23 protein-coding genes and 1 pseudogene are annotated in these 17,060 nt (G+C 66.1%); 12 read left to right on the top strand and 12 right to left on the bottom strand.

Features of this window, described 5'->3' with window-relative positions; all coding sequences use genetic code 11:
• Positions 1–7: 7 nt before the first annotated feature.
• Entirely contained in the window at positions 8–1,117 is a 1,110-nt protein-coding gene (locus RMCB_RS29320) for an alpha/beta fold hydrolase (RefSeq protein WP_062831557.1), read from the bottom strand.
• A 179-nt stretch (positions 1,118–1,296) separates the two neighbouring features.
• Between RMCB_RS29320 and RMCB_RS29315 the strand changes: the two genes are divergently transcribed.
• Together RMCB_RS29315 and RMCB_RS29310 are read left to right on the top strand one after the other, a co-directional pair.
• Complete coding sequence (locus RMCB_RS29315; protein WP_234792279.1) at positions 1,297–2,016, top strand: cutinase family protein; 720 nt, start codon at positions 1,297–1,299, stop codon at positions 2,014–2,016.
• Positions 2,017–2,202: 186 nt separating this feature from the next.
• Positions 2,203–2,457: a hypothetical protein gene (locus tag RMCB_RS29310; RefSeq protein WP_232006390.1), complete on the top strand. Its 255-nt coding sequence runs from the start codon at positions 2,203–2,205 to the stop codon at positions 2,455–2,457.
• 45 nt (positions 2,458–2,502) lie between these two features.
• Here the strand turns inward: RMCB_RS29310 and RMCB_RS29305 are convergent, their stop codons facing one another.
• Together RMCB_RS29305 and RMCB_RS37010 are read right to left on the bottom strand one after the other, a co-directional pair.
• The gene (locus tag RMCB_RS29305) at positions 2,503–2,766 is read right to left on the bottom strand and encodes a hypothetical protein (protein ID WP_131805591.1); all 264 of its coding nucleotides are present in this window, start codon (positions 2,764–2,766) and stop codon (positions 2,503–2,505) included.
• Positions 2,767–3,052: 286 nt separating this feature from the next.
• Positions 3,053–3,241 (bottom strand): annotated as a pseudogene (locus tag RMCB_RS37010) (DUF6199 family natural product biosynthesis protein); the annotation flags it as partial.
• Between the two features lie 100 nt (positions 3,242–3,341).
• Between RMCB_RS37010 and RMCB_RS29300 the strand changes: the two are divergent.
• The 5 genes from RMCB_RS29300 (at position 3,342) to RMCB_RS29280 (ending at position 8,518) form a co-directional block, all read left to right on the top strand.
• Positions 3,342–4,241 carry a sulfurtransferase gene (locus RMCB_RS29300; protein WP_062831677.1) on the top strand — a complete coding sequence of 300 codons (900 nt, stop codon included), beginning with the start codon at positions 3,342–3,344 and terminating at the stop codon, positions 4,239–4,241.
• A gap of 2 nt (positions 4,242–4,243) precedes the next feature.
• Complete coding sequence (locus RMCB_RS29295; RefSeq protein ID WP_062831555.1) at positions 4,244–4,648, top strand: SufE family protein; 405 nt, start codon at positions 4,244–4,246, stop codon at positions 4,646–4,648.
• Positions 4,649–4,817: 169 nt separating this feature from the next.
• Positions 4,818–6,116 carry an alpha/beta hydrolase gene (locus tag RMCB_RS29290; protein ID WP_234792278.1) on the top strand — a complete coding sequence of 433 codons (1,299 nt, stop codon included), beginning with the start codon at positions 4,818–4,820 and terminating at the stop codon, positions 6,114–6,116.
• A 186-nt stretch (positions 6,117–6,302) separates the two neighbouring features.
• Complete coding sequence (locus tag RMCB_RS29285) at positions 6,303–8,099, top strand: acetyl-CoA carboxylase biotin carboxylase subunit (RefSeq protein WP_062831553.1); 1,797 nt, start codon at positions 6,303–6,305, stop codon at positions 8,097–8,099.
• A gap of 86 nt (positions 8,100–8,185) precedes the next feature.
• Positions 8,186–8,518: a hypothetical protein gene (locus RMCB_RS29280; protein WP_029370474.1), complete on the top strand. Its 333-nt coding sequence runs from the start codon at positions 8,186–8,188 to the stop codon at positions 8,516–8,518.
• Positions 8,519–8,536: 18 nt separating this feature from the next.
• Here RMCB_RS29280 and RMCB_RS29275 read toward each other — a convergent pair whose 3' ends face one another.
• Positions 8,537–9,085, bottom strand: a complete 549-nt coding sequence (locus RMCB_RS29275) for a nucleotidyltransferase family protein (protein WP_062831552.1) — start codon at positions 9,083–9,085, stop codon at positions 8,537–8,539.
• A gap of 267 nt (positions 9,086–9,352) precedes the next feature.
• Here RMCB_RS29275 and RMCB_RS29270 point away from each other — a divergent pair, with 267 nt between their 5' ends.
• Positions 9,353–9,682: an STAS domain-containing protein gene (locus tag RMCB_RS29270; RefSeq protein WP_234792277.1), complete on the top strand. Its 330-nt coding sequence runs from the start codon at positions 9,353–9,355 to the stop codon at positions 9,680–9,682.
• On the opposite strand, the gene RMCB_RS29265 is transcribed toward RMCB_RS29270, so the two are convergent.
• The 5 genes from RMCB_RS29265 to RMCB_RS29245 form a co-directional block, all read right to left on the bottom strand.
• Positions 9,653–10,405: an RNA polymerase sigma factor SigF gene (locus RMCB_RS29265; protein WP_029370477.1), complete on the bottom strand. Its 753-nt coding sequence runs from the start codon at positions 10,403–10,405 to the stop codon at positions 9,653–9,655. The genes RMCB_RS29270 and RMCB_RS29265 overlap by 30 nt on opposite strands.
• A complete protein-coding gene (locus tag RMCB_RS29260) occupies positions 10,402–10,824 on the bottom strand; it encodes an ATP-binding protein (protein WP_062831676.1) in 423 nt (140 codons plus the stop codon). The genes RMCB_RS29265 and RMCB_RS29260 overlap by 4 nt, the downstream gene beginning before the upstream one ends.
• A gap of 91 nt (positions 10,825–10,915) precedes the next feature.
• On the bottom strand, positions 10,916–11,332 hold the full coding sequence (locus RMCB_RS29255) for a ChaB family protein (RefSeq protein WP_062831550.1): 417 nt from the start codon (positions 11,330–11,332) through the stop codon (positions 10,916–10,918).
• 181 nt (positions 11,333–11,513) lie between these two features.
• Positions 11,514–11,750 (bottom strand): hypothetical protein, encoded by a 237-nt coding sequence (locus RMCB_RS29250; RefSeq protein ID WP_062831549.1) that lies wholly within the window; start codon positions 11,748–11,750, stop codon positions 11,514–11,516.
• A 145-nt stretch (positions 11,751–11,895) separates the two neighbouring features.
• The gene (locus RMCB_RS29245; protein ID WP_062831548.1) at positions 11,896–12,882 is read right to left on the bottom strand and encodes an LLM class F420-dependent oxidoreductase; all 987 of its coding nucleotides are present in this window, start codon (positions 12,880–12,882) and stop codon (positions 11,896–11,898) included.
• Positions 12,883–12,932: 50 nt separating this feature from the next.
• On the opposite strand from RMCB_RS29245, the gene RMCB_RS29240 reads away from it, so the two are divergent.
• Entirely contained in the window at positions 12,933–13,277 is a 345-nt protein-coding gene (locus RMCB_RS29240) for a hypothetical protein (protein WP_062831547.1), read from the top strand.
• Positions 13,278–13,344: 67 nt separating this feature from the next.
• On the opposite strand, the gene usfY is transcribed toward RMCB_RS29240, so the two are convergent.
• From usfY to RMCB_RS29225, 3 genes are all read right to left on the bottom strand, one after another.
• On the bottom strand, positions 13,345–13,653 hold the full coding sequence (usfY, locus tag RMCB_RS29235; RefSeq protein ID WP_029370482.1) for a protein UsfY: 309 nt from the start codon (positions 13,651–13,653) through the stop codon (positions 13,345–13,347).
• A gap of 127 nt (positions 13,654–13,780) precedes the next feature.
• Positions 13,781–13,936, bottom strand: a complete 156-nt coding sequence (locus tag RMCB_RS29230) for a DUF6131 family protein (RefSeq protein ID WP_109784461.1) — start codon at positions 13,934–13,936, stop codon at positions 13,781–13,783.
• Positions 13,937–13,976: 40 nt separating this feature from the next.
• Positions 13,977–14,186: a hypothetical protein gene (locus tag RMCB_RS29225; RefSeq protein WP_029370483.1), complete on the bottom strand. Its 210-nt coding sequence runs from the start codon at positions 14,184–14,186 to the stop codon at positions 13,977–13,979.
• 130 nt (positions 14,187–14,316) lie between these two features.
• On the opposite strand from RMCB_RS29225, the gene RMCB_RS29220 reads away from it, so the two are divergent.
• The 3 genes from RMCB_RS29220 to RMCB_RS29210 all read left to right on the top strand — a co-directional run bounded on the left by RMCB_RS29220 (position 14,317) and on the right by RMCB_RS29210 (position 17,040).
• On the top strand, positions 14,317–15,708 hold the full coding sequence (locus tag RMCB_RS29220; protein ID WP_234792276.1) for an MprF family protein: 1,392 nt from the start codon (positions 14,317–14,319) through the stop codon (positions 15,706–15,708).
• Positions 15,709–15,787: 79 nt separating this feature from the next.
• Entirely contained in the window at positions 15,788–16,126 is a 339-nt protein-coding gene (locus tag RMCB_RS29215) for a hypothetical protein (protein ID WP_029370485.1), read from the top strand.
• 344 nt (positions 16,127–16,470) lie between these two features.
• On the top strand, positions 16,471–17,040 hold the full coding sequence (locus RMCB_RS29210; RefSeq protein WP_062831546.1) for a cysteine hydrolase family protein: 570 nt from the start codon (positions 16,471–16,473) through the stop codon (positions 17,038–17,040).
• The last annotated feature ends 20 nt before the right edge of the window (positions 17,041–17,060 follow it).

Below are 17,060 nucleotides of genomic sequence, written 5' to 3'. Positions count from 1 at the left end.
CATCGACTCATGCGGTACGGGCGTCGCTCGGTCGCAGCACCTCGCGCATCGCCGTGACGTGCTGGCGGGCAGTGCTGCGTCGATCGGCTCGGCGCACCAGTTCCATGTCGACCCGCTCACGCACATCGATACCGAGTAAGTTGCTGTCCGCGTTCAGTTTCCGAACCCGCGCGTCCGCCGCGACCAGGGCGCGGTCCCACTCCGCGACGTCACGCCAGTCGTCGATGCTCAGCGCGTCGGCGGTCTGACGAAGGACGTCGCCCAGCGCACCGTCGAGCAGTCGACGCACCGAATCGGCCCCGTGCCGAGGGTTGGTGATGAGCCAGGAGTGGCAGGCGTCGCGCACCCGGTACAGGGTGGCATCGGCGTCATCTGCGACGTCGCAAGCACTTTCGAAGGGCACGATCGCATCGGCATCCCCGTGGACCACCATCGTCGGGATATGCCGATCGCGCATGATGCGCAGCAGTGGAGTGCATTCCCCCGACTGCAGGATCGCTCGCGCCGCACCGGTCAGTCCCGTCGACGGCATCAACCTGCCCATCGCGACAGCGGTCAGCAGACGCAGATACCTACTCGCGGAGGCTATCTGCATCCAGAACGGGTCACGGGACAGGTCGACCAACGCTCCGGACAGTGCGCGCCAGATCTCCCGGGGCGAATGCACGGCGGCCGATACCGCCGTGTCGAAGGCACTGCCCGCGGCGGCATCGAACAGGATCGCCGCGATCACCCGCTGGGGCGCGCTGGCCGCGAGGTGGATCGTCATCCTGCCACCCATCGAATGCCCCGCGAACACCGCTCGTTCGATGCCGAGCGCATCGAGGGTCCGGATCACCAGATCGGTGCGGTCGCTGAGTTCTCCTGCGTCACAGGGCAGATCGTGGGTGTCACCGTGGCCCGCGGTATCGACGGCGACGACGAGGAAGCCCAGACCGGCGACCCGGCTGAGCATCCGGAGGTACGCCCGCCGGCTCAGTCCCAGGCCGTGCAGAAAAACCAGCGGTACTCCCCTGCCTCCAACAGAAACACCGACCTGGTGTCCGTCCTCGAGCCGAATTACGTGGTGGGACAGTCGAACCCTGGCTCCCGCTCGACCGGATGTCGCCGCATTCATCGGGCATCTCTCCTCTTTTGGGGCCTGAATACCCGCGGCCCGCTTCGTCAAACTCGGAGTCCGGCGCGCGCAGGCGCCATCCGTCCGAGAGGAGACATTTTGCGGGTTTCGACTGCCTCACCAGCGGGTATTGCGATTTGAGCGTATTTCAGAAGTGACATGAGGCGGGTGCGACGGATATGACCGGCATCGCGATGACCAAGGCTCAGCTGACCAGATCTGGCCGCACCCTCGCAGTGCTGGCCGCGACATCGTCGACCCTGCTGGGATTGCCGGTCGGCACTCCCTCGGCCGCCGCGGCGCCATGCCCCGACGTCGAGGTCGTCTTCGCCCGGGGTACCAGCGAACCACCGGGCGTCGGTGACACCGGCCAGGCGTTCGTCGACTCGCTGCGTTCGCGCCTCGGTAACCGTTCGGTCGGTGTCTACGCGGTCAACTACCCCGCAAGTCTGGACTTTCCGACCGCGGCCGACGGCGTCATCGATGCCAGCTCGCATGTACAGAACATGGCCACGAACTGCCCCGCCACCGAGATGGTGCTCGGCGGCTACTCGCAGGGCGCAGCCGTGATCGGCTACATCACCTCCGATGCCGTGCCCGCGGGGTACATCCCGCCACCGGGCATCACGGGCCCGATGCCGGCAGGCGTCGCCGACCACGTCGCGGCGGTCGCATTGTTTGGAAGGCCGTCCAACGACTTCCTGAATCGGTTTGGCGCGCCGCCCATCACCATCGGCCGGCTGTACAAGGACAAGACCATCGACGTGTGCGCCAACGGAGACCCGATCTGCTCGGTGGACGGCAACGACAGCGCGGCTCACGTGCTCTACGCGTCAGACGGGATGGACAGTCAAGCGGTCGATTTCGCGTTGCGCCGTCTGGACAGCAATTGGCGATGACTATAAAAGAGATGATTAACGTTGCATAGCAACAGAATTCAGCATAGAAGCAGGCAGAGCAGTCTCGAGCGGACAGCACCGGGCCGATACCGCCGATCGGCAGTGACCAAATTGCAACCTTTTTCCGCGGCGGCACGCCGGGGCGCTGACTCCGATCCACGCTCCGGCGGGTCGACACTGGGCCGCATGCCAGTCGAAGAGACGATGTGGGACGTACGCGTGACACGCGACATCGAAACCTATGATCTGGAGCGGCTGCGCGCCGCATTTGCCGACGTCATCGCCAAGCAACTCGCCCCCGGCAAGCGCCTGCTGCGGGTGGTCACCTGGTGCCAGGACGGCGGGTCGCTGTTCCGTACCCGGTCCTCTCAGATGAAGAGCCGCACCGGCCAGGCCATGCGCCGGTACGCCGTCGCCTACGAGTTCGTGTACACCGCCTGATCGCCCCGTAACGCTCTGCCGCACAACACTTGTCCGGCGAGCGCGCTAGCGGCGCGGAATGTCGACGAGTTTGGGCACGGCGTTGCCAGGCGCCGCCGCCTTCAGTTCGACTCCGCGGGCATCGACGATCGGCGAATCGGTGATGACTGTCAAGCCCGGCGAGACGTAGGCGGTGAATGAGTCGATCGCACCGCTGGATGTCAGATCGCCGACGCGGCAGTTGTCCGAGGCGCTGCTGTCCGGCTGGGGCACATCGGGTTCCCAACTCAGGCCGGCAGTCACCTGCAGTGTGGATTTGTCGTCGCTCAAAGTCCACCCCCGCATGGCTGACGCACTGATACCGGCCCCTGCTGTTGGCCATCTGCTTCATGCGGACGTCGAACACGTTCGGCGGGTGCAGGTAGTACACGTCGTATGTGACACGACTGCTGTCCGTGAGCGGTCTCTCGATGTACCCGATGATCGGCAGGGCACCGCGACTCTCGGGTTCGGGCGGGACATACGCCGCGACTTCGGCGTCCCATTCCTGTTGTTGTCGCTGCTTTTCGTCCGCCGCCTTCTTCTCGCTCGCCGTCGTCCATGCCAGGAATGCCAAGCCGATCGCGACGATGATCACCACGAGGCCGCCGAGGGCGGACACCGCGTAGCCGGCCTCACTGGGCTCATTGGCTTCGGGGTTCTTGAACTTCCACGACTGGGTCGCGCGCCACATCTGTTTCGGTCTGCACAGCATCACCAGCCCGAGCGGGATACCGATGAGCAGACATAGGATCGCGACCCCCATAGCCGGATCCTAATGACCGCCGACGCCGGGCCCGTGCGGCAATTTATCGTCTGCCACACCGCCGAGCAGGGGATTCCCTCTCGGCGGTACGCTCATGGTTGTGCCGCTGCCTGCAGATCCCAGCCCCACATTGACCGACTACGCCCATCCGGAACGCCTGGTCACCGCCGACTGGCTGGCCAGCAATCTGGGTCGGCCCGGGCTCGCCATCGTCGAGTCCGACGAGGACGTGCTGCTCTACGACACCGGCCACATTCCGGGCGCGGTGAAGATCGACTGGCACACCGACCTCAACGACCCTCATGTCCGCGACTACATCACGGGCGAACAATTCGCCGAATTGATGGACCGCAAGGGCATCAGTCGCGACGACACCGTGGTGATCTACGGCGACAAGAGCAACTGGTGGGCGGCCTACGCGCTGTGGGTGTTCACGCTGTTCGGCCATCCCGACGTGCGGTTGCTCGACGGCGGCCGCGACCTGTGGGTGTCCCACGGCCGCGACACGACGCTGGACGTCCCCAACCGGCAGACCTCGGGCTACCCGGTGGTGGAGCGCAACGACGCGCCGATCCGCGCGTACAAGCAGGACGTACTCGACATCCTCGGCAAGCAGCCGCTGATCGACGTGCGCTCGCCGCAGGAATACACCGGCGAGCGGACCCATATGCCCGACTATCCGGAGGAAGGCGCGCTGCGCGGCGGGCACATCCCGACGGCACGCTCCATCCCGTGGGCCAAGGCAGCCAAGGACAACGGTCAGTTCCGCAGCCGCGAGGAGCTCGCGGAGCTCTACGGGTTCCTCAAGCCCGAGGACAAGACGGTGGTCTACTGCCGCATCGGTGAACGCTCAAGCCACACCTGGTTCGTACTGACCCATCTGCTCGGCCTGCCGGGCGTGCGCAACTACGACGGCTCGTGGACCGAGTGGGGCAACGCGGTACGGGTGCCGGTTGCGGTCGGCCCCGACCCAGGTGAAGCTCCGGGGTCCGCCCAGTGAGCATGCCGGCCGCTCTCGCGGAGGAAAGAGACAGCTTCCAGGAAGTGGCCGGCCAGGACAAGCTGCAGTTGCTCCTGGAGTTCGCCAACGATCTACCGTCGCTGCCGCCCGAGCTAGAAGAAGCCTCGATGGAGCCGGTGCCGGAGTGCCAGTCACCGTTGTTCCTCGACGTCGACGCATCCGATCCCGAACATGTCCGGCTCTACTTCAGCGCGCCTGCCGAGGCTCCCACCACCCGGGGCTTCGCGGCGATCCTCGCCGCCGGGCTCGATGGCCAATCCGCGGCGGACATCCTGGCGGTGCCCGACGACTTCTACAGCGATCTCGGCCTGGCGGCGCTGATCAGCCCCCTGCGGTTGCGCGGGATGTCAGCCATGCTGGCCCGGATCAAGCGCCGCCTGCGCTGAGCCCCGGCCTGCTGCGCTGACGGCAGGTCTTCAGCACTCCTTCCGGACACCGGCTGTGTTGCTCGGCGCAAGGCTGTGCACAGTTTCCGGCGGTAACATCACGCCGTCCGCTGGCTATAAGTCAACGCGGATGTGTCGCCAAGGGGCTGGAACGGAGTCGACAACAGCGGTGGAAGTTCTTGATTGGTCGCTGTTGTCGGGACCGATTCCGCCGGTGCTGGGGGTGCTCGCGGCGGGTTCGGGCGGCTGGTTGCTGTGGCGGATACGACGACCCGCACCTGTTCGGGTCCTGGCGCTGTGCGTGCTGGCGTCCGCGGCGGCGACGGTCGTGCTGGTGTATCTCGCGCGCCGCGTCCTGCGCCTGTTTCCCGATCAGCTGACACCTCCGGTGTACGCGTGGATCGCCACGGCGGTGCTCGCGCTCGCTGTCGCCGTGGTCGGCATCAGCCGTGATCGCCGCGTGTTGCCCTCGATCGCCGCGATGACGGCTGTGGTCTTGGTCACAGCCTGCTGCGCGAACCAGATCAACCGCTTCTACGAGGCATATCCCGCGGTCCGTGACACGCTCGGGATCGACAACCGCCACCAGATACCGTTCGCCGAGCTGCCACCTCCTGCGCCGGTGCACCACACCGAGCGACCCATCGAAAAATACTGGCACCCAAGGATTCCCGCGCCAGCACATGGGCAGCTGACCGCCACGGTGATACCAGCACCGGCGTCGGGATTCGCCACCCGGCCCGCTGAGATCTACCTTCCGCCAGCATATTTCGCCGATCCGCGACCGGTCCTACCGGTGCTGGTGCTGATACCGGGTCAGCCGGGTGGCCCGCGGGACTGGATCACCGCGGGACGACTCGCTGCGTTGATGGACGATTTCGCGTCCGCGCATCGCGGTCTTGCCCCTGTCGTGGTGGTCGCCGACGCCACCGGCAGCCACTTCGCCAATCCGCTGTGCCTGGATTCCAAGCTCGGCAAGTCGGCGACCTATCTCGGAGTCGATCTGCCCGCGTGGGTCAAGACGCACCTCAACGTCGACAGTAACCCCAGCGCGTGGGCCGTCGGCGGCTTCTCATACGGAGGTACGTGCGCGTTGCAGCTCGCGACCAATTTTCCGCAGGTGTATCCCACCTTCCTCGATATTTCGGGCGACGCCGAGCCGAGCCTGGGTGATCTGCAGACCACCATCGACGCGGCGTTCGGCGGAGATGCCGCCGCACTCGCCCGCGTCGATCCCCTCGATCTGCTCCGCACCCGCACGTTCACCGGTTCGGCGGGCGCCATCGTGGCCGGATCCAGCGATGACGACGCCAAGACGACCGCGCACATCGTCCTGCAGGCGACCCGCGCCGGCGGCATGGACACCCACTACACGGAGGTCTCCGGGCGACACGACTGGGGCGCCGCCCGGTCCGCCCTGACCAAGGAACTGCCGTGGGTCGCGACCCGCACCGGCCTCATCGGTTGACGAAAAATGTGGTCGTGATCACATCGACGGCACCACGCGTCACCGTTCTGACAAGCCGTCTTGGCACTCCGCGAAAACTTACTTGTCGGTAACCGGACCGGCTCACCGGGCCTTAAGGAGCGCCGCATAAACTTCCCGCGATACATTCTTAAAGACGATTCTTAGAGAACCTGCCGAGGAGGCACCGTGGCCAACCACGCCAGCTCAAAGATCTCCAAGGTGCTTGTCGCCAATCGTGGGGAGATTGCGGTACGGGTGATCCGTGCCGCCAAGGACGCCGGACTGGCCAGCGTGGCCGTGTACGCCGAGCCCGACGCCGACGCCCCCCACGTACGGCTCGCCGACGAGGCGTTCGCCCTCGGCGGACAGACCTCGGCCGAGTCCTACCTGGTCTTCGAGAAGCTCCTGGACGCCGCCCGGAAGTCGGGCGCCAACGCCATCCACCCGGGCTACGGCTTCCTGAGCGAGAACGCCGACTTCGCGCAGGCCGTCATCGACGCCGGGCTGATCTGGATCGGGCCCAGCCCGCAGTCCATCCGCGACCTCGGCGACAAGGTCACCGCGCGGCACATCGCCGCCCGCGCCCAGGCGCCGCTGGTCCCCGGCACCCCGGATCCGGTCAAGGACGCCGACGAGGTCGTCGCGTTCGCCAAGGAGTACGGCGTCCCGGTCGCGATCAAGGCTGCGTTCGGCGGCGGTGGCCGCGGCATGAAGGTGGCCCGCACCCTCGAAGAGATCCCTGAGCTGTATGAATCGGCGGTCCGTGAGGCCGTCGCCGCGTTCGGCCGTGGTGAGTGCTTCGTCGAGCGCTACCTCGACAAGCCCCGTCACGTCGAGGCCCAGGTGATCGCCGACCAGCACGGCAACGTCGTCGTCGCAGGCACTCGCGACTGCTCGCTGCAGCGCCGCTTCCAGAAGCTGGTCGAAGAGGCTCCGGCGCCGTTCCTCACCGACGCACAGCGCAAGGAGATCCACGAGTCGGCCAAGCGCATATGCCGGGAGGCCGGCTACTACGGCGCGGGCACCGTCGAGTACCTGGTCGGCCAGGACGGTCTGATCAGCTTCCTCGAGGTCAACACGCGCCTGCAGGTGGAACACCCCGTCACCGAGGAGACCTCCGGCATCGACCTCGTGCGTCAGCAGTTCAAGATCGCCAACGGCGAGGCTCTCGACATCACCGAGGACCCGACCCCGCGCGGCCACTCGTTCGAGTTCCGCATCAACGGCGAGGACGCCGGCCGCGGCTTCCTGCCCGCCCCCGGCCCAGTTACTCGCTATGACATTCCCACCGGTCCCGGTGTGCGCCTGGACTCCGGCGTCGAGGCCGGCTCCGTCATCGGTGGCCAGTTCGACTCGATGCTGTCCAAGCTGATCGTCACCGGCGCCACCCGCGAAGAGGCGCTGGAACGGTCCCGCCGAGCACTCGCCGAATTCCATGTCGAGGGCCTGGCGACCGTCATCCCGTTCCACCGCGCCGTGGTCTCCGACCCCGCGTTCATCGGTGACGGCGAGAAGTTCGACGTCCACACCCGGTGGATCGAGACCGAGTGGAACAACACCGTCGAGCCGTTCACCGGCGGCGACCCGATCGAGGAAGAGGACACCGTCCCGCGGCAGACCGTCGTGGTCGAGGTCGGCGGACGCCGCCTCGAGGTGTCGCTGCCCGGCGATCTGGCGCTCGGCGGCGGTGGCGGGGCTGCCCCCGCAGGCGTGATCCGCAAGAAGCCCAAGCCGCGCAAGCGTGGCGGCGGCGGCGCGTCTGCCGCGTCGGGTGACTCGGTGACCGCCCCGATGCAGGGCACCGTGGTCAAGGTCGCCGTCGAGGAGGGCCAGGAGGTCGCCGCGGGTGATCTGGTGGTGGTGCTCGAGGCCATGAAGATGGAGAACCCCGTCACCGCACACAAGGACGGCGTGATCACCGGCCTGGCCGTCGAGGCAGGCGCCGCCATCACCCAGGGCACCGTGATCGCCGAGATCAAGTAGGTCTTTCGCGCCGAGTGGCCACTTGTGGCACGGATTCTGGTGAATCCTGTGTCATAGGTGGCCATTCGCCATTTCCGGGAGGGCATGTGGAACCTGTCGAGATCAACAACGGCCAGTGGTATCTGCGCGGGCTTCGCGCCGATGACCGCGTCGACGACCGGCCAGCACTCGCCGATCTGGGCGAGACGGACCTGGACTACGTCCACGACGCCGAGGACGGCTGGGCCGATGACACCCGCTACACGTGGGCCGTATGCGAGCCCACCACCGGCGAGCTGCTCGCCGAGGTGACACTCGACCCCGTCACCGGGTTCATGAGCAGCCGGGGCCGTCCTGGCTTCGAGGATGCCGCCGCGATCTCCGAGGACACCGTGCGGCGGTATGCGGAGGCCGTACTGGGACTTGAGGTGCACACGTGAGGTCCGGTCGGGACAGCGTCACCGCCTGACGTCGACATCGGCACCGGTGGCCAGATCACCGCACTCCACCGCCTCGACGTCGTCGCGTCCGCGCAGGAAGACCCGGGCGCCCTCGTCGCCGTGCAGTGATTCCAGCAGCGCCGGCCAATGCCTGCGCGCGATCAGCACCGGATGCCCCGGACGACCCTGGTAGACCGCACGGGCCAGGCCGGAGCGCGGAGCCGCGGCGAGGACCCGGCGCACCACATCAGCCCCGACGTCCGGGGTGTCGACCAGGTGCAGCAGCACGGCGTCGACCGGACTGGCCTCGACGGCGAGGATCCCGGCCCGCAGCGAGGCCGCGAGGCCGTCTCGCCAGTTCGGGGTCACCACGGCGCGGGCGGGCTGCGGGACGTCGACGACAGCGGCGCCCAGCACCACCACAACGTCCGCGCATCCGCCTTCGCTGAGTGCATCTACCGCGATGCGCAGCCATTCCCCTTGTCCGGCAAGAACTTTCGGCATACCGAATCGAGTTCCGCCGCCCGCGGCGAGCACCACTGCGGCCACAGACCCACACTTCGGCATACGCACAGTCTGGACCCAGCCGCGATTGGTTGTCCCCCCATGGCAGGGGGCGTAGTGTTCGAAGCAGGTTGAGTTCACAGCCGCTGCGGCGTCCACGACGTAACAGGCGGAACTCCCGTCCTTCCCCGTTACACGCGCCACAGAACGAATACATGTATTCCGACTGATGGAGTCACAATGCACGTCACCTCACCGACCGCACCCATGACAGCCGGTGGCGGCCACACCGCGTCGTTTGCCACACGCTGGCTTCCCCAATCAGCGGCCGTGATCACTGTTCATGGCGAACTGGATGCCGCCTCGGCACCGGAGTTCACGACATACGCGATGCGCCACACGTTTCACACCCGCAGGTTGGTCATCGACCTGGCCGGCGTCGAGTTCTTCGGCACCGCGGGGCTCGCGGCGCTCGAAGACCTCGACGGCAAGTGCAGCGCCAAGAGCGTGGCGTGGGGCCTCACGTCCTGCCCCGCGGTCGATCGTCTGCTGAGACTCAGCACCGCGACGCTGCCGGTCTACCCGACGGTGTCCAAGGCCCTCAGCGAACTCGATGCCAAGGCTGCGCGGTCACTGCAACTGGTCCCGCAATCGCGCTAGCGATTTCGCGAGCAACCGCGACACGTGCATCTGCGAGACCCCGACGCGCTCGGCGATCTGCGTCTGGGTTTGCGATTCGAAGAACCGCAGGATCAGCACCGTGCGTTCCCGCTCGGGCAACGCTGCCAGCAACGGCCTGAGCGTCTCGCGATTCTCGATCCGCTCCAGCGCCGTGTCGACATCACCGAGGGTGTCGACAATGGCGGGGGCATCCTCGTCTCCGCTGCCCCCGCTGTCGATGGACAGGGTGTTGTACGAGCTGCCCGCGACCAGCCCCTCGACGATCTCGTCGCGGTCGATGTCCAATTCAGCGGCCAGTTCGGACGCGGTGGGCGCCCGGCCCAACCGCTGCGAGAGTTCGGACGTGGCCGTTCCCAGCCGCAGGTGCAGTTCCTTGAGTCGCCGTGGCACCTTGACCGACCAGCTGTTGTCACGGAAGTGACGCCGGACCTCGCCCATGATTGTCGGCACGGCGAAGGACACGAAGTCCGAGCCGGTTTCGACGTCGAACCGGTTGACGGCATTGACCAGCCCGACTCGGGCTACTTGTACGAGATCTTCTCGCGATTCACCACGCCCGTCGAAGCGACGAGCGATATGGTCCGCCAGCGGCAGGCACCGGCTGACGATCTGTTCGCGTTGCTCCGCGTAGGCCGGCGAATGTTCGTCCAACCCGCCGAGCACACGGAACATGTCGAGGACGTCCGCATATTCCGAGGTCACTGCAATAGGCTCGCTCGCCTTGCTGTCAGCGAGATACCGAAGACCGCGCCGGCGTCGGCACCTTGGCCGTCGGTAAAGGTCCGTACCTCGTGCGCCAATGACGTCAAGACATGCCAGCTGAAACTGCCGGGCTCCACGACGCGTTCAACCCGGCAGGTGGTCGACGCCGTGATGACCACCTGGTCGTCACGCGGGTCGATCACCACGACGAGCGTCGAATCCGGCAGTGCCGACCGGATCAACGCGGTGCAGGCTTCGTCCACTGCCAGTCGCAGGTCGGCCACCATGTCGAAGTCGAGATCCTCGAATGTGGCGGCGGCGCCCACCAACGTCCTCACCACCGCGAGGTTTTCCACTCTGGCCGCGACCCTCAATTCGACGGACCGCGCGCCTGCGCCGGGTGGATTGTCTTGGGCCATGTAACCTCCAGGCATTTTCGTGCCCACGATACTCCCGGCGATCGGTTTCACCGCTTCCATGCGGTGCCGGCGGATGGATTGAGACAACATTTCACCGTTTGCGTGATTCCTTGCGATTCTCTTTCTCGATTGCGTTGACAAGTTCCTTTTTGTCCATGGTGGTACGGCCGCGAATGTCGAGTCGGCGAGCCACCTCCAGCAGATGCTTCTTGCTGGCATTGGCGTCGACACCTTCTGCGGAAGCGCCCTTGGCATTCGGGCCCCCGCTGCGGGCCCGGGCGTCGGACGGCCCTTTGTGGTCCTTGGCTTCCCAGTGGTCGCCGACCTTCTCATAGCTGTGTTTGAGTGCCGAGTACGCGACGCGATGCGCACGCTGACCCTCACCGTAGGATTCCACGGCCGAGTCATGCGCCTTGGCGAACGTCCGCTGTGCCTTGGCGTCCGATTTCTTCAACGTACTCGGCAGTTCGCTTTGCTTGGCCTGACCCTGCCTGGTGGTCTTCGGCAATGTTCCCGCTCCTCTCGGTGGTATCGGCGGATTCGAGATTTCGACCGCAGCTCGGGTAATTCCTCTGGTCTAGTGCCCGCGAACCGCCCAGTCCAAACGTGACTCTCCCGGTTCTTCACTGTGCAGCAATCAGGGCTACCGCTCTGGCGATGAGCGGCAGCCCCGGCAGATCCCGGCTATGTCACGCGATGCGCCTGGCCAGCAGGGCCTTGCCTTCCTCGGCGCCCTTACGGCTTTCGTGCTGCGCGCGCCGGAACAGTTCGGTGAGTTCGGTGTCCTTCTGGCGTTCCGCGTCGGCACAGTACTGCTCCATCCGCAGCGCATTGCTCAGGCACGCTTCGACGAACCAGATGAGGTTGTAATCCTTGTCCGCGGTGCCTGTCACGGCGCCGGTATCGGTCTGCGTGTTGCTCGTCATATCTCGTCCCTCTTTCGTTTCGGATTCGATTGCCTTGCCGGGCAAGGCCTTTGGTCGACGATTGCGGGGCATCGACTTGGGCCACATCGGCTCCCGACACGCAGGCGGGTACCCGCCGGTTCTGCCGTGAAAACTGTCACGGTGCTCAGTTGAGCTCGGCACGCAGCGCGGCCAGCAGGGGTTTGGCCGCCTCGTTCAGGAAGTGCTCTTGGCTGTCGCCGCCGATCTGGACGAGCGCGATGTCGGTGAAACCGGCCTTGCGGTATTCGTCGACAGATTCGATGATGGCGTCGAGGTCGGGGCCGCACGGGATGGCCGACGCGACATCTTCAGGCCTGACGAACTGCGTGGCGGCGGCGAATCCCGCGGGTGTGGGCAGGTCGGCGTTCACCGACCAACCTCCGGCAAACCACCGGAATTGTTCGTGCGCCCGCTTGACGGCGCGGTCCCGGTCGGTGTCCCAGCACACCGGGATCTGCCCGATGACGCGGCCTTCCGGTAGCACGCCGGTGGCGTGCCGCTTGTCGCGCCACTCGTCGACGATCGCGCGGTCGGGAGCGACGTCGATCAGGTGATCGGCAAGCAACGCAAGCTTTTCCACGGCCTTACCGCCGGTCATGGAGACACCGATGGTCACCGGTTCGTCCGGGATGTCCCAGATGCGGGCCGAGTCGACTTCGAAATACTGGCCCCGGAAGTCGATCAGGTCTCCCCCGAGCAACTCTCGAATGATCTTGATTGCTTCGGCGAGCATGTCGAGTCGCCGTTCGATGGTGGGCCAGCCCCGCCCTACGACGTGCTCGTTGAGATTCTCTCCGGTGCCCAAGCCGAGCGTGAACCGACCATCGGAGAGGATCTGAACGGTCGCGGCCTGCTGCGCGACCACCGCTGGGTGGTACCGGATGGTCGGGCAGGTCACGTAGGAATAGAGGTGCACCGAATGGGTCGCGTGGGCGACGGCACCCAGCACCGGCCATGCGTTGGGCGCGTGTCCCTGTGTCGCCAGCCAGGGCGAGAAGTGATCACTGCACACCTCGAAATCGAACCCTGCCTGCTCCGCGGCAACCGCGTAGTCAACGAGATCGCGGGGTCCGCTCTGTTCGGTCATCAACGTGTATCCGAATCGCGTCATGCGGATCGAATACCCGTGCATGTCTTGGTGAAACTGGGTACCCAGCCGCCATGACCGAGTCACACACAGACACTCAGCGCACGGAGCAAAAGCGACGGCTGTCCGCGACCTGGGTGCTTGCGATTCTGACGATTCCCGCGGCGATAGCGGTGTTTCTGTACGGCATGGCGGCGGTGATGAGCCTGGCCGGCTGCACCGACCAGACGTGCGCCCACAAAGGGCCCAATGAACTCTGGTTCGGGATTCTGTTCTACGGCGCGCTCGTGGTCCCCGTCGTGACCATCGTGGTGACGGCATTCACCGCGCGACTGCGCCGCGGCGTCGTGGTTCCCCTTGTCGCGTTGGCACTTCTGGCTATCGATTTCGCCGTACTCGCACTGACCTTCCGGCCTTGATCGGGCGCCGCAATTTCCCGTCCGGCCGGGTTCCGGCTGGTGGCCTTGTGCAATTGTGACGGCGCGATCAGCTGCTGGGCCGTTGCCGCATCACGCTCGGATGCTCGGCGTACCAACGCTCTTCGATGCGCCTGACCCTGATGTGTTCGAACGCCAGCCACAGCGACCCGACGAGGAACCCCGCCGCGGACAGGCTGCCCACGGTGAACCCGACATCGGAATGGCCCGTCGCGAAGGCGGACAGGCAAGCGACGAACAACACCAGCGCCAGACCGATCACGACGAGCGCGGGCATGATCGCGTTGTCCTTCATCGACTCCCCGGCGTGCGGCCGCGTCGTCCTGGCGTGATCCACCGGATCTTTCGGACCCTTCATGGCTGCTCCTTCCCGCCATAACTGCTGGCCCTGCTGCCCCTGCGCGGGGCTGTATCCACAGTAGAACGATTTCGCCGGACCGACGAACAATCCGTCAGCCCGGCGAAATCAACTCAACGCGCGCAGGTCAATACCAGACGCGCCGGCCCGCGACCGGACGGCCGATCGAGCCCAGTAACCAGAACACCGCCCCGATGACCAGCAGAATGATGCCGATCACCCAGAGCAGGTAGATGTTGAACACCAATCCGAGAATGAGCAGTATCGCTCCGAAGACGATCATCGTGACCTCGTTTCCAATGGATGTTGGGATGGGTTTCGCGTCATTGCGACGGTTGCGGCAGATGGCACTGGTCCACCTTCGGGTTCACACCCGCGTAGTTGAGCGGCCCCGCCACGACAGTCAGCGCAACACTGCCCGCAGTGGCGCAGCTGGCCGAGCCAGTCTGGAAGTAATCGCGCTGCCAGGCCGCGAATACCCCGATCAGCAACCAGATCAGGACGATCAGTCCGAGAGAACCACCGAGTCTCATGCGTCCCGGAATACCCGTTTGAGCTAAGTCGAAACGTGTCACGATCAAACGGGTTGCGGCGGGTCGCGTGCGGGGTAACCCTCGAGTTGGTCACCGCGCACGTCCCATGCCACCGAGGAGGTTTCCGGCGATGCTCGAGAGCGATCGTGCACGAGGGGTGCAGCCGCGTGCCGCCGCACCGGGTTCGGTGGACTCCGGACGAAATCAGTTCTGCCGCAGCATGCCTGCGTTGATGGTGGCTGGCGGCGTGGTGGTCGTCTTCACCGCCTGGTACGGCCTGGCCCATGTCAGTATTGAAGGCGCGTCGGTCGAGGCTGCCGCGGCGGCGGTGGCCGTCACGATCGTCGGCCACGGATTGACCCTGGGACGACCCATCACCTGGCTGCACGGCGCCCTCGCGGCCGCCGCCGTGCTGCTGGCGGTCCTCGCGGGCGACCACGGCGAAGCCGACGTGTTCGCGGCCCTGGTCCTCGCCGCGGCTCTGCTGCTGATGTTGCCGTGTCGATCACGCCCCGAGCCGCAGGAGCTGCCGCACGTACACCGGCTGGTGGACCGGACCCATGACGATCCCTTGGCCCCATTTGCCATGGCGGCCAACAAAAGTTACGTCTTCAGCGCCGACGCGAGCGCGGGTTTGGCGTACCGGGCGCTGGGCGGGCTCGCTGTGGTCAGCGGCGATCCGATAGGCGACGCCGACAGATACCCCGAGGTGATCTTCCGGTTCGCGGCGCTGTGCCGGTCCCGCGGCTGGCGCATCGTGGTCCTCGGCGCCTCGCACTCCCGGCTGGAACTGTGGCAGCAAACCGGCGGGATCACCGGGCTCAAGGCCATCCCGATCGGACGCGACGTCGTCATCGATGTCGGCACGTTCAGTCTGTCGGGCCGCGGCAAACGCAACCTGCGGCAGGCCGTCAAGCGCACCCACAACGCAGGCATCAGCACCGAGGTCGTCGCCGAGCAGGCGCTCAGTACCCAGTTGCGTGCCGAGCTGCAGGATGTCGTGCAGGCGTCCGGTAGGGCCGCGGCCGGCGAACGCGGATTCGCGATGATGTTGGGCGACACCTTGTCCGGCCACTACCCCGACGTGTGGCTGATCATCGCGCGCGACCGCTCGGGGCGGGCGCAGGCGTTTCACCGGTATGCCGGCACCGGCGGCGGAACAGACCTCAGCCTCGAATTGCCGTGGCGCCGCAAAGGTGCTCCCAACGGAATCGACGAACGCCTCAGCGTCGACATGATCGAGTGGGCGAAACACGCCGGAGTTCAACGGGTTTCCCTCGCCTTTGCGCCGTTCCCCGAACTGTTCGCCAAGGATCCGAACACCGGAATCCTGGTCCGCGCCGCATACCTGCTGGCGCACGCCGGCGATCGGCTCATCAAGCTGGAGTCGCTCTACCGGTATCTGCGAAAGTTCGACGCCCTGGGAGAGCGCCGCTACGTGCTCATCTCACTGACTCAACTACTGCCGGCGCTGTTCGTCTTGCTGCGCCTGGAATTCGGCCACCGACCGTCGCGGAGCTGACGAGATCGGCATTTCGGGTTTCGTGCCCGCGTGATACGGATACCCCGAAAACATGATGAATCTGAACCTAGGAACCAGGATGAAGCGCGGCGTCGCACCGCTGGTGTTCGCGGGTGCCGTCGCATCGGCATTGGCTGCCGCGCCGTTCGCGGCAGCGGAGGTCACCGGGCAGGTGTCGGGCGGCATCGCGACTGTGCAGTTCGTCCCCCTCGACCCGGGCGGCGGCGGCTGCATGAACGGCGAGTGCGGATCCGGCGGCACCAATGACGGACCTGGCGGCGGCCCCGGTGGCGGTGGCTGCGTGCCTGGCCCGAACGGCCCGATCTGCGGCTCCGGCGGCGTCAACGGCGGTCCGGGCGGCGTGCCCGGCGGCGGTGGTTGTGTGCCGGGTATGGGTTGCGGATCCGGACACGGCTGACGCGCACTCGCGTGAGTTGCCACCGCGATGAATGGTGGTGGCAGCAGGCCGGTGGTCGCAGCGGGACAGGTTGGACAGTGTCCCGCCGCGATCGCCGGCCTGCTGCGTGTCGCCGACCCGCCGGGGCGGTTCCAGCCTCACCGCACAGACCTACCCGATCGGAGAACTGTTGCAACGCAAAGCCACCGACTGGCAAGACATTTCGGATTCGAGAAAGGCCATGACGGTGTCAGCTGCCGCACCCAGGTCCGTGAATTGGCGCGTTCTCAGGCGCGACACACGATCCTCGCGGCGGCGTTCCGCGAATCCGAGTACACGGGCGCTACTGGAGGCGCCGCACACCGATGAGTGACACCGCACTGCTGATCATCGACATGTTCAACGACTACCGGCATGAGGATGCCGATCAACTCGCCGCCAATGTCGCCGAAATCCTCGGGCCGCTGCAGCGGCTGCAGAACGCTGCGCAGGAACACCCGGCGGTCGACATCGTCTACGTCAACGACAACCACGGGGACTTCAACGCCAGCGGGCACGACATCGTGCGTTCGGCCCAGCGCGGACGCTATCCGGAACTGGTCGAACCACTGTTGCCCGCAGACGGATGCGGGTTCCTCACGAAGGTCAGGCACAGCGTCTTCTACGCCACGGCCCTGGACTATCTCCTGCAACGGTTGGGTACCAAAACCTTGATTCTCGCGGGGCAGGTCACCGAGCAGTGCATCCTCTACAGCGCGCTCGACGGTTATCTGCGCCATTTCGACGTCGTCATCCCGTCCGACGCCGTCGCACACATCGACGAATATCTCGGCACCGCAGCGCTGGAGATGATGAGGCGCAACATGGACGCCCGGATCGTCGAGTCGTCACAGTGTCTGCCCAAGGCGTGCCAGCCCGATAGCGCGCAGTGCTGACATCCGCAGGCAGACGACGG

This window comes from Mycolicibacterium brisbanense (assembly GCF_001570425.1).
Taxonomy (GTDB): domain Bacteria; phylum Actinomycetota; class Actinomycetes; order Mycobacteriales; family Mycobacteriaceae; genus Mycobacterium; species Mycobacterium brisbanense.
Note: the sequence above shows the minus strand (reverse complement) of the source record. Positions and strands in the feature narration are given on the sequence as shown.

Excerpts from the sequence above, each read along its gene's own strand:
- RMCB_RS29320 (WP_062831557.1), bottom strand. The coding sequence starts at position 1,117 with ATGAATGCGGCGACATCCGGTCGAGCGGGAGCCAGGGTTCGACTGTCC.
- RMCB_RS29315 (WP_234792279.1), top strand. The coding sequence starts at position 1,297 with ATGACCGGCATCGCGATGACCAAGGCTCAGCTGACCAGATCTGGCCGC.
- RMCB_RS29310 (WP_232006390.1), top strand. The coding sequence starts at position 2,203 with ATGCCAGTCGAAGAGACGATGTGGGACGTACGCGTGACACGCGACATC.
- RMCB_RS29295 (WP_062831555.1), top strand. The coding sequence starts at position 4,244 with ATGCCGGCCGCTCTCGCGGAGGAAAGAGACAGCTTCCAGGAAGTGGCC.
- RMCB_RS29275 (WP_062831552.1), bottom strand. The coding sequence starts at position 9,085 with ATGCCGAAGTGTGGGTCTGTGGCCGCAGTGGTGCTCGCCGCGGGCGGC.
- RMCB_RS29260 (WP_062831676.1), bottom strand. The coding sequence starts at position 10,824 with ATGGCCCAAGACAATCCACCCGGCGCAGGCGCGCGGTCCGTCGAATTG.
- RMCB_RS29250 (WP_062831549.1), bottom strand. The coding sequence starts at position 11,750 with ATGACGAGCAACACGCAGACCGATACCGGCGCCGTGACAGGCACCGCG.
- RMCB_RS29245 (WP_062831548.1), bottom strand. The coding sequence starts at position 12,882 with ATGACGCGATTCGGATACACGTTGATGACCGAACAGAGCGGACCCCGC.
- RMCB_RS29240 (WP_062831547.1), top strand. The coding sequence starts at position 12,933 with ATGACCGAGTCACACACAGACACTCAGCGCACGGAGCAAAAGCGACGG.
- usfY (WP_029370482.1), bottom strand. The coding sequence starts at position 13,653 with ATGAAGGGTCCGAAAGATCCGGTGGATCACGCCAGGACGACGCGGCCG.
- RMCB_RS29230 (WP_109784461.1), bottom strand. The coding sequence starts at position 13,936 with ATGATCGTCTTCGGAGCGATACTGCTCATTCTCGGATTGGTGTTCAAC.
- RMCB_RS29225 (WP_029370483.1), bottom strand. The coding sequence starts at position 14,186 with ATGAGACTCGGTGGTTCTCTCGGACTGATCGTCCTGATCTGGTTGCTG.
- RMCB_RS29220 (WP_234792276.1), top strand. The coding sequence starts at position 14,317 with ATGCTCGAGAGCGATCGTGCACGAGGGGTGCAGCCGCGTGCCGCCGCA.
- RMCB_RS29215 (WP_029370485.1), top strand. The coding sequence starts at position 15,788 with ATGAAGCGCGGCGTCGCACCGCTGGTGTTCGCGGGTGCCGTCGCATCG.
- RMCB_RS29210 (WP_062831546.1), top strand. The coding sequence starts at position 16,471 with ATGAGTGACACCGCACTGCTGATCATCGACATGTTCAACGACTACCGG.